The organism is Arthrobacter sp. NPDC093128 (assembly GCF_040683875.1).
GTDB lineage: Bacteria > Actinomycetota > Actinomycetes > Actinomycetales > Micrococcaceae > Arthrobacter.
The window spans coordinates 131877-144327 of the sequence record NZ_JBFBEY010000008.1 but is presented as its reverse complement, the minus strand read 5'-3'; the positions used below and the strand labels follow the sequence as shown (position 1 = coordinate 144327).

12 protein-coding genes are annotated in these 12451 nt (G+C 66.7%); 5 read left to right on the top strand and 7 right to left on the bottom strand.

Translation table 11 applies throughout. The features are described 5' to 3' along the window. Positions 1-13 precede the first annotated feature (13 nt). Entirely contained in the window at positions 14-493 is a 480-nt protein-coding gene (locus AB0N24_RS11535) for an SRPBCC family protein (protein WP_364123893.1), read from the top strand. On the opposite strand, the gene AB0N24_RS11530 is transcribed toward AB0N24_RS11535, so the two are convergent. The 3 genes from AB0N24_RS11530 to AB0N24_RS11520 are packed head-to-tail and all read right to left on the bottom strand — an operon-like array spanning position 490 to position 2985. Next, positions 490-1674, bottom strand: coding sequence for a pyridoxal phosphate-dependent aminotransferase (locus AB0N24_RS11530; protein ID WP_364123891.1), 1185 nt, complete (start codon positions 1672-1674; stop codon positions 490-492). The two genes, AB0N24_RS11535 and AB0N24_RS11530, sit on opposite strands and share 4 nt — an antisense overlap. Positions 1675-1705: 31 nt before the next feature. Next, complete coding sequence (locus tag AB0N24_RS11525) at positions 1706-2488, bottom strand: zf-HC2 domain-containing protein (RefSeq protein ID WP_364123889.1); 783 nt, start codon at positions 2486-2488, stop codon at positions 1706-1708. Further along, on the bottom strand, positions 2485-2985 hold the full coding sequence (locus AB0N24_RS11520) for a sigma-70 family RNA polymerase sigma factor (RefSeq protein WP_364123887.1): 501 nt from the start codon (positions 2983-2985) through the stop codon (positions 2485-2487). Before AB0N24_RS11520 ends, AB0N24_RS11525 begins: the two co-directional genes overlap by 4 nt. 215 nt (positions 2986-3200) lie before the next feature. Here AB0N24_RS11520 and AB0N24_RS11515 point away from each other — a divergent pair, with 215 nt between their 5' ends. Beyond that, complete coding sequence (locus AB0N24_RS11515; protein WP_364123885.1) at positions 3201-3734, top strand: hypothetical protein; 534 nt, start codon at positions 3201-3203, stop codon at positions 3732-3734. A gap of 53 nt (positions 3735-3787) precedes the next feature. Here the strand turns inward: AB0N24_RS11515 and AB0N24_RS11510 are convergent, their stop codons facing one another. From AB0N24_RS11510 to AB0N24_RS11500, 3 genes are all read right to left on the bottom strand, one after another. Further along, positions 3788-4582, bottom strand: coding sequence for a hypothetical protein (locus AB0N24_RS11510; RefSeq protein WP_364123883.1), 795 nt, complete (start codon positions 4580-4582; stop codon positions 3788-3790). Further along, the gene (locus AB0N24_RS11505; protein ID WP_214949683.1) at positions 4575-5132 is read right to left on the bottom strand and encodes a sigma-70 family RNA polymerase sigma factor; all 558 of its coding nucleotides are present in this window, start codon (positions 5130-5132) and stop codon (positions 4575-4577) included. The genes AB0N24_RS11510 and AB0N24_RS11505 overlap by 8 nt, the downstream gene beginning before the upstream one ends. 130 nt (positions 5133-5262) lie before the next feature. Beyond that, positions 5263-5904 carry a protein tyrosine phosphatase gene (locus AB0N24_RS11500; RefSeq protein WP_364123881.1) on the bottom strand — a complete coding sequence of 214 codons (642 nt, stop codon included), beginning with the start codon at positions 5902-5904 and terminating at the stop codon, positions 5263-5265. A gap of 216 nt (positions 5905-6120) precedes the next feature. Between AB0N24_RS11500 and AB0N24_RS11495 the strand changes: the two genes are divergently transcribed. After that, positions 6121-6450, top strand: a complete 330-nt coding sequence (locus AB0N24_RS11495; protein ID WP_364124082.1) for a DUF5655 domain-containing protein — start codon at positions 6121-6123, stop codon at positions 6448-6450. Between the two features lie 34 nt (positions 6451-6484). Here the strand turns inward: AB0N24_RS11495 and AB0N24_RS11490 are convergent, their stop codons facing one another. Then, positions 6485-8215 carry an ATP-binding protein gene (locus AB0N24_RS11490; RefSeq protein WP_364123879.1) on the bottom strand — a complete coding sequence of 577 codons (1731 nt, stop codon included), beginning with the start codon at positions 8213-8215 and terminating at the stop codon, positions 6485-6487. A gap of 137 nt (positions 8216-8352) precedes the next feature. Between AB0N24_RS11490 and AB0N24_RS11485 the strand changes: the two genes are divergently transcribed. Together AB0N24_RS11485 and AB0N24_RS11480 are read left to right on the top strand one after the other, a co-directional pair. After that, positions 8353-9579: a pyridoxal phosphate-dependent aminotransferase gene (locus tag AB0N24_RS11485; RefSeq protein WP_364123877.1), complete on the top strand. Its 1227-nt coding sequence runs from the start codon at positions 8353-8355 to the stop codon at positions 9577-9579. Between the two features lie 188 nt (positions 9580-9767). Next, entirely contained in the window at positions 9768-12410 is a 2643-nt protein-coding gene (locus AB0N24_RS11480; RefSeq protein ID WP_364123875.1) for a GH32 C-terminal domain-containing protein, read from the top strand. Positions 12411-12451: the final 41 nt, after the last annotated feature.

The following is a 12451-nucleotide window of genomic DNA, read 5'->3' as shown; positions in this document are numbered from 1 at the left end:
CTAGGGTGGACGCATGCCCCAGGTACGCGCCGAACGCTTCATCCGCCTCGATCCGGAGACCGCCTTTGCGTTCTCCCAGACCACCGGCGACTTCCGGCTGAAATGGGATCCCTTCATTTCGGCCCAGGGCTGGCTGGACGGCGCCCCGGCCGCCGGCAAGGGCGTCCGCACCCGCACGGTCTCGAAGATGGGGCTGGTGATGGTCAGCGAATACGTCTCCTACGCGCCGCCCCGGAACGTAGGCATGACCATGGTCTCCGGCCCGTGGTTCTTCGGCAACTTTGGCGGCGGGTGGCGGTTCACCCCGGCCGACGGCGGCACCCGCGCAGTCTGGAAGTACACCTTTTCCTGCCGGCCGGCGTGGCTGCGGCCCGTGGCGGAGAGGATCGGCGGCTGGCTGCTGGGCCGCGAGATCGAAAAACGCATCGAAGCCTTCGCCCGGGCCTGCGAGGACCCGCAGCTCGTGGCGGAGTTCCGGACCCTGCGCTCCTAAGCCCCGTGATCCCGCTCAGAGCCCTCGAGGGCAGCCCGGACGCGTGCCCCGATTCCCTGCAGCCGGTCCATCGGTTCAGTGGCGTAGACCAACCGGACGTATCGCGGCGCCACGTCCTGGCCCCACGCCGTCATGGGGGTAGCGGCGATCCGGCCCATCGCCAGGAGCCGCCGGGACAGTTCGGGCGCCCGCATCCCCAGCGCCTCGGCGTCGAGCAGCATTGACCACCCGCCCTCGGGCACAACGATGGGAAGCCCGGCAAGCTCGGCGATAACCAGGTCCCGGCGCGACTGCCACTCATGGACAGCCCCGGCGATTCCGTCGTCGCCGTCGTTCAGGGCGGCCAGGACCCCGGCCTGGCCGAAGCCGCTTGCCACCGTGGTGTTGTAGATCGCGGCGAGCGCCACATCGCCCATGACCTCTGCGGGCCCGGCCACCCAGCCCACGCGCCAGCCGATCATGCGGTAGTTCTTGGAGACGCCACCGAGGGTGATGGTGCGGTGCGCCAGCTCGGGGAACGACGCCGGGTGGCGGTAGGGCAGGCCGTCGAACAGGATCCGGTCCATGGCGGCGTCGTACAACAGCCAGCAGTCCGCGTGCTGGCAGGCGTCACGGACGGCGCCCCACTCGGCGTCGTTGAACACGTGGCCGGACGGCATGGACGGGCTCATCAGCAGGATGGCGCGGGTCCGGGAGGAAACGGCCGCGGCCAGCCGTGCCGGGTCCAGCCGCCAGCGCCCGCCGGAGGCCATCAGGGGTACGAACACCGGCACCGCCCCTGCCAGCCGGACCCGGTTGATCATTCCCGCGTAGGTGGGGTCCGTGAGGATCACCTCGTCCCCGTTGTCCACCGTGGCCAGGAGCACGCTGAGCATTCCGGCGAGCGCACCGCCAGTGATCACCACTTCCGTACGGGGATCGTAGGAAAATCCCGTTTGCTGCCGGAGCCTGTGCGCTACGGCCTGCCGGAGGGCCAGCATCCCGGTGAAGGGAAGCCAGCTGTTGGCGGCCCTGTCTCCCACCGCTTCGCGGGTGGCGATGATGGCCGACGACGGCGGCGCAATGTCGGTGTCCAGGTTTTCCATGCGGAGCACGTCGGGGTCACCACCGACGGCGGCTGCCACCCTGTCGATGCCGAAGGGCTGAATCCGGGCGAAACGCCCGGTCCTGCCGCGGACCATGTGCCCAGCGTCCCACCGGGTACGGAGCGCGTCAATGGGCGCCGGATGTGCCGTCCACCATGGAAATGACCGCCACTGTCTGCTGCCCCTCGTTACGCAGTTCCACGCTGCTGATCCGGCCGATCTGGGTGGGCGTTGCGCCGGTGATCCTGGACCGGCCGCCGGGCGTCGCGGACCAGCTGCAGGCGCGGTCCTCGGTGCCGTCCTGGCCTTTGACCCACAGCGACAACGTTCCCTGGGTGGGCAGGCTGGTCCCCGTGAACGAGACTTCGGTCCCCCATGCCTTCCGCATCAGGGCAAGCTGGACCTGCAGCCCGCCGGGGGCCTCCACCGAATAGCTCGCGTCCGGCTTCGGCGGCTGGTTGAACAGCGGAGCGGCCAGGACTCCCAGCGCCAGGCACGCGGCGGCCACCGCCCCGACGAACGCCGTCCACCGCCGTCGGGATTTCCGCCGGCGCACCGCCAGCTCGTCCAGCAGGCGGGCGGGGTCCCCCGCGGGAGCTACGTCCCCCAACGATGCGGCTCCCGCAGGGGTGGCTTCCACGGGAGTGGCGGCGGCGGTTGCGGGAAGGCCGCCGCCCTCCGCACGGCCGGTCCCCGGGGTTGCCGGCGCCGCGGAGGCGGTGCCCGTGAGGGCGACGGCGTCGGCAACAGGGAGGGAGTCCAGCAGCGCCGGCAGGCTGGCGAGTTCGTCCAGCTCCCGGCGGCAGTCCGCGCACGAAGTCAGGTGCTGTTCGAAGCGCGTCGCTTCAGCCGGCTCCAGCCCGCCCAGCAGGTATGCCCCCAACAATTTGTGCATTTCCGCGCCGCTCACCGCTGCACCCCCATTTCGTCAAGGATGGTCCGCAGCGCCCGCACCGCGTAGAACGCGCGGGACTTCACTGTCCCGGCAGGGATGTTGAGCTCCACGGCCGTTTCCGTAACAGTGCAGCGGCGGTAGTGCAGGGCCACCAGGACGTCCCGGTGTTCGGTGCTTAGCCGCAGCAGGGCCTCCTCCATCAGGACGCGGTTGAGCAACTCGTCAACCCGTTCGCTGGCTTCCGCCGGATCAGCCACGTCCCGCTCTGTCGCCTCGATGGGACGGCGCTGGGCCTTTCGGTAGTTGTCGATCATAATGTTCCGGGCAGTGCGGAAGAGGTAGCTCCGCAGGCTGCCGGTAATCTCCGGAGCCAGTTGCCAGACGCGGAGCACGGTCTCCTGAACAACGTCGTCCGCCAGTTGCGGATCGCGGGAGGCGCTCAGCACAAAGCGCCGCAGGGCCGCCCCGTGCTCGCGGTAGATCGCTGCCACGACGTCTTCATCGAGCGGCATCCGCGGCCCTCCCGCTGTTTTGATGGTGCCCTGCATTGTGTGTGCTGCCTCGTGCTGCTGCGGCAGGCCAAACGCCCGCCGTCCCCTGTTACGACGCCGCCGCGGCGCAAACGGTTCAGGGAGCGGCCGCTGTGAACCATTCTCCGCCCAAGCACGTCGTACCGGATAGCGCCGGACCCCACCGTTTTGGCCGGCACGAATCCAAGGAGCTGGATATGAAAAAGCAACTGGGCGCAGGGCTGTCAGCTGTGGCGCTGGCCGTGCTTCTCACCGCCTGTGGCGGCGGCACCGAAACGACGCCTACTACTGCGGGAGGAACGACGTCGGGCTCCGCCCCTGCCGAAACCTCCGCGCCGGCGTCGTCCCCGGTCCCCGCGGGCGCGGCGGACCTGAAGACGGCATCATCCGGTGCCGGCCAGATCGTGGTGGATGCCAACGGCATGAGCGTCTATTTTTTCACCAAGGACGTCAAGGACTCCGGCACCAGTGCCTGCACGGGCGCCTGCATAGCGGCATGGCCGCCGGTTCTCACGGAATCGGACTCACCGGCAGTTGACGGCGTAACCGGAACGGTGGGAACCATCGCGACGCCGGAAGGTAAAAAGCAGGTCACCATCAACGGGCTTCCCGTGTACTACTACATCCAGGACAAGGCCGCCGGGGACATCACCGGCCAAGGCGTCAACGGCGTCTGGTATCTGGTCACCCCGGCAGGAGAGATGGTGAAGACCGCGGCCGGCGGATACTAGCCCGCGGCGTCAGCGTGGATCCACGCTGACTGCGTGGCTAGTTGACTGGGTGGCTAGCGGCCCGGCGGCGGACTGGGCAGTTCGGGAGTCGGCACTTCAACGGGTGGCGTGGGAACCAGCCCGGACGGGTCGGGGCTCACCGGAGGAGACGGAAGCGGCTTCACGGTGGGCAACTGGCCATGCCCCGGAATGGTGCCCGGATTCCGGGGATCGGGTTTTGCGGGCAGCGTAACTCCGGGGGTGCCGGATGCACCCGGTGAGGGTGTGGCGGGACCGGCGGGGGTGCTCCCGCCGGGGACTGATCCGCCGTCCGCCGGGGATGGAGCCGGTGACGTCGGTGCAGGCGCGGGCGTTCCGGGCACTGTTCCACCGGTATCCGGCGCGGGCTGGGCGGGAGTCTTCCCTCCGGCGCCGGGCGTCATGGTCCCCACGATGAACGTCACCGCATGACCGACGTTGCCCAGGGTGTGGCGGAAGTTTTCATCCGAGGCAGCAGCGGCGGCGCCTCCTGCGGCCAGGGCCGCCGCGACGGTGATGGCTGTGAGCGGAAGGCGGCTTTTGCGCCGGCGTCGGGCGGCAAGTTCATCGACGGTGGGGGCCGCGGATGCAGCGGCGGCGGAAATGGCCGGCGCGGTTGACTCGGGACTGGCGGATGCGGCGGGGGCTGCTACCAGCATGGCGGCCGGTGCCATCAGCGCCTCCACCGCTGCGGATGGACGGGGGCTGTCGGCTGCCAGGGCACGCAGTTCCAGCAGGACGGGGCGAAGCTCGCCGTCGTCGTCCATGCCGGCCTCGGCCAGCAGTTCGTCGATGATCCGCTGGTCCCGGGATGAGGAGATGTCACTCATGATGTGCCTGGCTTCCTATTAAGGCGCGTTCCCTGAGGGCGCTGAGCGCCCGGCGATGCAACTGTTTGACTGCTCCCGGAGTCCTGCCCATGACGTCAGCGGCCTGTTCCACGGAGAGGTCAGCGACCACCCTGAGTGCAAGCACTTCCTGGTGGTCCGGGCTTAGTCCTTCGAGGAGGGCTCCGGCACCTCCGCCATCAACCTTTGCGAGCGCCAGTTCCTCTGCCGAGGCGGAGCTTCGTCCGTCGAGGTCTGACTCATAAGGACTGAGGACCGGTGTGCGCTCGTTGCGGCGGTAGTGGTCCACCATGCGGGCGTGGGCGATTGAGAAGATGAGCGACTTGGCGCCTTGGAGTCCGCCGGTCAGGCCGTCAAGCTTCGGATAGAAGGCCAGGAAAACGTCCTGGGTGACCGCCTCCGGATCATCCACGCCGCGGGCGCGCAGGTAACCGAGTACGGCGCCGGAGAACTTTCGGTAGACAAGGGTGAACAGCACGGCGGGGTCGGCCCCGGCCGTGTGCACGTATTCATCTGCCAAAGTGTCGAGCACCGTCAGGCTCCTCCATGCCACGCAGCGTGGTCACATATCCGGGTTCCGGAAGGCTGGGGACTGGCGCATGTTGCACCGCGGGACTCCTGCCAAAGCGAAGGAGTCCCGCGATCCACCATAGGCGGCTGTGTTACGGACGGCCAGCTGAGGTGGGCAGCTCGGGGAGCTGGGCGGGGACCTCGGCGGGGACCTCCGGTGCGGCGGGAACGGCTGCCTGGGTGGGCAGTTCCGGTGCTTCCGGAACCTCCGGGACCTTCGGGGTGTTGACGTCGGCTGCGGCGTCGCCCGAGCCGGCACCGTCAACCTTGTGGCTGTTGGACTTGGCAGCGGCAACTACGTCGGCGCAGTAGCTGTCGATGTTGGCTTCGCCTTCAGCGGCGATGGCCAGCGATGCGAAACCGGTGGAGGATGCTGCCAGGCCACCCTTGGTGAAGGCGGTGCACAGGCCGTAAGCGGCGGGGCCGGTGGCGTCCGGGCCAACAGCGGTTGCCGATGCTTCGGCCTTGGCGTTGTCGGTCTCAGCGGCGGCATCGGCGGAAGCGGACGGCGTGGCGGAAGCGGAAGCCGCTGCGTTGGCGTCGGCCGTGGCGGTCTCGGAAACGCCGCCGAAGTGCGGGGCGGGGGCGCCGAGCAGCTCGTGGGCGCTCTGCTGAACGTCGGAGGGAAGCGCTCCGGCGAATGCGGCTGCGCCGGTGCCACCGACAGCCAGCGTGCCGGCCGCCAATGCGCTCGCGGCAATCTTGCTAGTGGCAAAAACAGTGAACAAGGACATGGAACCCTCCGAAAACATATACAACAGTGTCAGTAACGGCCAGGTTTGATCCGGCCACTCAAGCGGTGCGGACGCGGTCCACACTCCCCTTACATCGCTGCGGGTTCCGGAAAAGTTACGCGGTCCCCAAAATTCTTTTTGGGGACCGCGTAACATCCGGCGGCATTAGGATCTGAGCATGGGCAAGCCGACCGATCTGAAGAACGCCGCGAAGACCTGGCAGACCATGCCAGCCACCCCGCGCTGCGGCCCATTGCGGATGCGTTCCTTGCCTGGGCTGCCGAAACGGCGGGCGTCGAGATCCAGATGCGCAAGGGTTACGTGTCCCTCCACTCTCCACGGCGGAAGTTCGCCCAGGTCACGCGTGCCAACAACACCACTGTGGACGTCGCACTCCGGCTGGACGCCCCGGCTGAGGGCAGGCTCGAGCCCGTCAAGGTGCGGGCGGGTGAATTCTTCGACCGCAGGGTGCGGCTGACGTCGGTTGAGGAAGTGGACGACGAAGTACTGGGCATCCTGGCGAAAGCGCTCCACCGGAACAGCTGATCCGAACAGCTGGTCCGAACAGCTGGTCCGGGAGTTAGCGCGGGTCAGCGGGAAGGGTGAAGGTCACGGTGGTGCCCTCTCCCGGTGCGCTGGTGAGGCCGATCGACCCGCCGTGCCCTTCGATGATGGTTTTGCTGATGGGAAGGCCAAGGCCTGCTCCCGGAATGGCAGTATCGCGGGACCGGGCCGAACGGAAAAACTTGGTAAATGCCTGTTCCTGGTCCTCCTCCGTCATGCCGATGCCTGTGTCGGTGATCGAGCAGACCAGTTCCTTGCCGTTCCTGCGGGCACGGGCTGTGATCCTTCCGCCGTCCGGTGAGTACTTCATGGCGTTCGATATCAGGTTGCCGAGCACCTGCTGGATCCTGGCGGGGTCCACCCGGGCGGTGAGCGGTTGGTCCGCCTCGAGCACCAGCGCCACCCCGCAAAGGGCAGCCCGCGCCTGGTGGGCGGCCACGGCTGCCGCGAGGAGATCTGCGATGTCCGTATCCCGCAGGACGAGCTCCACGCTTTCAGACGCGACGGCAATCAGATCATTCACGAGGCCCAGAAGATTGCCGGCGTTCCGTTCCACGATCCGCAGCTCAGGCGCTATGTCCTCATGGCCGGGTTCGTCCAGGACCAGTTCCAGGTAGCCGAGTATTGATGTCAGCGGCGTGCGCAGCTCATGGGATACCGTGGCGACGAAATTGTCCTTGGCCGCCAGGGCCTTAATCAGGGCGGTCACCTCGGCGAAGGTCACGACGGCCCCCGTGTTGGTCCCGTCCAGGGACCGGATGGCGCGGCCGCTGACGGAATAGGCCCGTTGCTCCGTTTCCTCGCCGGCCCAGTAAAGCTCATGGGTGAACGCCTCACCCCGGGAAGCCCGCGCGGCAGGGAACCCCTCCGGCTGCACAAGGGTGGTCCTGTCGCCGTGAAAGAGCTTCGCAGACCCTGCGGCGCGGGTCAGCCGGGCCAACGAAGGGTCGGTCCGCATCGCCCTGTTAGTCAGCACGTCCTGGCCGTTTTCGTCCACCACCCAGACACCCACATCAACGGTTGAAAGCACGGCATCAAGCAACCCCTGACGTTGCACGCTCTCGGCAAGGGTTGCAGCCAGGTCACGGTCCTTGCGGACCAGTGTCCGGCGTTGCCTGTACAGTGCGCCGGCCACGACGTGGGCCGTCACCGCGATCGCCGCCATCACCAGCGGCAGGAAGATGGTCCGGATCATCGAAGCCTGCGCCGGGTCCGATCCCAGGGCGGCGGCAGGGACAACGGTGCTAAGCACTGCCGCGAGGACTGCCAGGACAACCCGGTGCCGGTGCCGGCCCACGGACAGCCAGACCACCGGGAAAACCAGCAGCAGGCTCAGGATGTTGAAGCTGGGGCCGCCGGCATGCCGCGTAAGTCCGATGGCCACGCAGTCGAGGACGGGAATCAGCGTGAATGCTTCGGGGTGCAGCCTCCCCCAGGGAACGGCCAGGCAGAGGCCGAACAGTATGACATGCGCCAGCAGGGCAAGCCTGAACGTGTCATTCGCCAGCGTTGCCGGGCTGAAGATCGCGGCAGCGACCACAACCAGGAACAGGGTGACCGAAAGGGGCAGCTGGCTCAGCACCACACGGCCACGGGCTCCGAGCCCGCCGAAAATCCGGTCGATCCCCTCGATCAGCGGCGCGTCATCGGACAGCGGCACGTCCTCGGCCGGCGATCGGTCATCGTTGGACCCCGCCGCCCGCCGCAGCGTTCGAAGCGGGCTGCTTGACCCCTGGATGCGGTTCATCGGTCTGTCCCCCCGGCACAGAAAAGTGTCCCCCGGGCTGCTTCGAGGGCGCTGACCACAGTGTAAACCCGCCACGTCGCAGGGTTGGGAATACTACGCGACGGCGTCGTGCGACCAGCGCTGTGAAAAGATCAAGCATGCGTCCGATGCAGCACTCCAGCAAACTCCAGAATGTCCGCTACGAACTCCGCGGGCCCATCCTCCAAGCAGCAAAGGAGATGGAAGCCGAAGGGCACCGGATCCTCAAGATGAATCTTGGCGACACCGCGCCGTTCGGCCTGGAGGCCCCCGAGTCCGTGGTGGTGGACATGATCCACCACCTGCGCGGGGCGCAGGGTTACAGCGATTCCAAGGGCATCTTCTCGGCCCGCACGGCCATCTCGCAGTACTACCAGACCAGGGGCCTGATGCAGATCGGCGTCGAGGACATCTTCATCGGCAACGGCGTGAGCGAGCTCATTTCCATGTGCCTGCAGGCGTTTATGGAAAACGGCGACGAGATCCTCATTCCTGCGCCCGACTACCCGCTGTGGACGGCCGCCGTCACCCTGACCGGCGGCAAGCCGGTGCACTATCTGTGCGATGAGGACGAGCACTGGTGGCCGGACATGGCCGACGTCGAATCAAAGATCACCAAGCGCACCAAGGCAATCGTGATCATCAATCCAAACAACCCCACGGGTGCCGTCTACCCGCGGCACATCCTGGAGCAGTTTGCCGAGTTGGCCCGCAAGCACCATTTGGTGCTGTTCTCGGATGAAATCTACGAAAAGATCCTGTACGAGGACGCCCAGCATATCCACACCGCTTCGGTGGCCGAAGACGTGTGCGTCCTGACTTTCAGCGGACTCTCCAAGGCCTACCGGATGCCGGGGTACCGCGCCGGCTGGGTGGCCGTCACCGGTCCGCTCGCCGCAACACTGGCCTACCGGGAAGGCCTGGAGCTGCTGGCCTCCCTGCGCCTGTGCCCCAACGTGCCGGCGCAGCACGCCATCCAGACCTGCCTTGGCGGCTACCAGAGCATCGGGGCCCTGATCCGGCCCGGCGGCAGGCTGCGCGAACAGCGCGACCGCGCCCATAAGTTGCTCACCTCCATTCCCGGCGTCACGTGTGTGCCCGCGGCGGCGGCCATGTACCTGTTTCCCCGCCTTGACCCGGAGCTTTACCCCTTCAAGAGCGACGAACAGTTCGTCCTTGACCTGCTGCGCGAACAAAAGATCCTGGTCTCACACGGTTCGGCGTTCAACTGGCCCCGGCCGGACCATTTCCGCTTTGTCATCCTTCCGGCCGTCGAGGACATTGAGGAAGCCGTGCGCAGGATCGCCACGTTCCTCGCCTCGTACCGGACCAGCGCTGCGGAATAGGCTGGCCGGGCCCCGTCGGCGACCAGTAAGGCCCGGAACGGTGCTGCCCGCCGAGCTTTGCCGTGCCGTGTCCGGCCTATCGCGTACCGGTCCGTTGACTTGTCTCGTGGACTTAACTTAGCGTTCCCTCCACTGACAACGTTGTCTTTCTGGGAAAGGCACGCGCGATGAAGGGCGACCTCAGCACTATGCACACAACACGAACCATCGGCTTGCGGGCAGTCACCGCCGTGGCACTGGCAGGCCTGGCCTTTGGCGGCGCCTTGGCCGGGGCCATCCCAGCCGGAGCGGCCACCACTCCGGGTGAAGAGCAGTACCGCCCGGCCGTCCATTTCTCGCCGGAGAAGAACTGGATGAACGATCCCAACGGGATGGTCTTCTACAAGGGCGTCTACCACCTCTACTACCAGCACAACCCGTCCGGGAACACCTGGGGGAACATGTCCTGGGGGCATGCGACGTCCACTGACCTGGCCCATTGGAAGGAGCAGCCGTTGGCGATCCCCACCGATGACCAGCAGGACATCTTCTCCGGCAGCGTGGTGGTGGACAAGAACAACTCCTCCGGCTTCGGCACCGCGACAAATCCTCCCCTGGTGGCGATTTTTACCAGCGCCTACAAGGACGCATCCCCGCACCGCGGGCTGCAGGCGCAGTCCCTGGCGTACAGCCTGGACCAGGGTCAGACCTGGACCAAGTACGGCCAGAACCCTGTCCTCAACCGCAACTCAGCCAACTTCCGCGACCCGAAGGTCTTCTGGTATGACGCCCCGGACGGCGGCGGCTACTGGGTGATGACCGCCGTGGAGGCCTTGGACCACAAGGTGCTCCTGTACAAGTCCGATAACCTCAAAGACTGGACCGAGCTGAGCTCCTTCGGGCCGGCAAACGCAACTGGCGGCTTATGGGAATGCCCTGACCTCTTTCCATTGGCCGTGGACGGAAACCCGGACAACGTCAAGTGGGTCATGGTGGTGAACATCAATCCCGGCGGCGTGGCGGGCGGTTCTGCAGGGCAGTACTTCGTCGGTGACTTTGACGGAACCACGTTCACCTCGGACACCACGGACCCCGTGGATTCCCTCCCGGCCGGAACTCCGCTGGCGGGTTTCAACGACGGAAGTTACGGCGGCTGGACGGTCAACAACGAACCTGGAAACTGGAAGAACGGGCCGTTTGCCGACACCCCGGCACACGGAGCACTGGCAGGACAGAACCAGGTCACCGGCTATGCCGGGGCCGGGCTGGTCAATTCCTTCAACGACGGCGACTGGCCGCTTGGCTCCATGAGTTCACCGGAGTTCACGGTCGGCAGTGACTACATCAACTTCCTCGTGGGCGGCGGACAGCATCCCCGCACCTCGGACAAGCTGGACAACAATGCCCCGGCCGGAGACCTGCTGTTCAACGGCTTCGAGGTTCCGGACGGCAGCACACTGGGCGACGCCGGCTGGACCGGAGCGGCGGACCTGGCGCCCGCCTTCCAGCCGGCCACGGCAGGCGGCGACTACTTCATCGGGGCCAAACGGATCAACACCTTCGAAGCGGGCGGTGCCCCGGGTGATGACCGCCAGGGCACCCTCACGTCCCCGGCCTTCACCGTCTCCCGAAACTTCATGAGCATGCTCGTCGGCGGCGGACAACGCGCCGCCGACTCCGGGGAAGTCCTGGAAGCCCAGCTCCTGATCGATGGCAACGTTGTCAGAACACTCAGCGGAGACAACGCCGGCGCGCTCAACTGGAAGGGCTGGGACGTTTCGGAGTTCGCCGGCCGGAGCGCACAGCTAAGGGTCGTGGACCAGGCGGGCGGCGGGTGGGGACACCTCACCCTTGACCACGTCATGCTGACCGACCAGGCGGCCGTTCCACGCTCGGACGAGACCACAGTCAACCTCGTGGTGGACGGGCAAGTGGTCCGGTCCGCCACGGGAACCAACAGCGAAGTCCTGGACTGGGCATCGTGGAACGTCGCGGAGTTCAGGGGCCGCCAAGCCAGCATCCGGATCGTGGACAACAACCGCTTCGGCTGGGGGCACATCCTGGCCGATGAGTTCATTGCTTCGGCACGGCCGGCCAAGCCCCGGCTGCAGGGCTATGACTGGTTGGACTACGGCCGCGACTACTACGCCTCGGTTTCCTTCGGCAACATGCCCCAGAACAAGCGCGTCATGCTCGGATGGATGAACAACTGGGATTACGCCAACCTCGTCCCCACTTCCCCTTGGCGCAGCGCGATGTCGCTGCCCCGCGAAGTGGGCCTCACCCAGACTGCCGACGGGCCCCGGCTGACCCAGAAGGCGGCAAGCCAGGTGGACAAGCTGGCCGCCAAATCTTCCTACAGCGAGAAGGCTGCCCGCAGCATTGCACCGGGCGTCCACCCGCTTCCGGCTGCGGCGTCGGGCGATGTCCAAAGGATCGATGTCACGTTCGCCCCGGGAACGGCAGCCAAGTCCGGCATAACGGTGCTGGGAGACGGAACAACGTCCACCGAGATCGGCTACGACGCAGCAACCGGCGAGGTCTACGTGGACCGGAGCAATTCCGGCAACACGGGCTTCCACCCACTGTTCACGTCGGTGGACTCGGCGCCGGTGACCGTTGATGGAAGCGGCAACGTGACCCTGCGGATCTACGTTGACCGCGCGTCGGTGGAGGTCTTTGCCCAGAACGGCCTGCGTACTATTACGGACCAGGTGTTCCCGGGTGCCGGTGCCGGTCAGGTGGCCCTCTTTGCCGCAGGCGGCACGGCCAAGGTCAAGTCGCTCACGGTCACCCCGCTTCAGCCATCCATGTTTGCCGCCGCACTCAGTAAGGTGAAGAACAGCAGGTAGCTGCACCGCTCAAAGGAAAGGGCCGGTGCGCGCGGGATCCC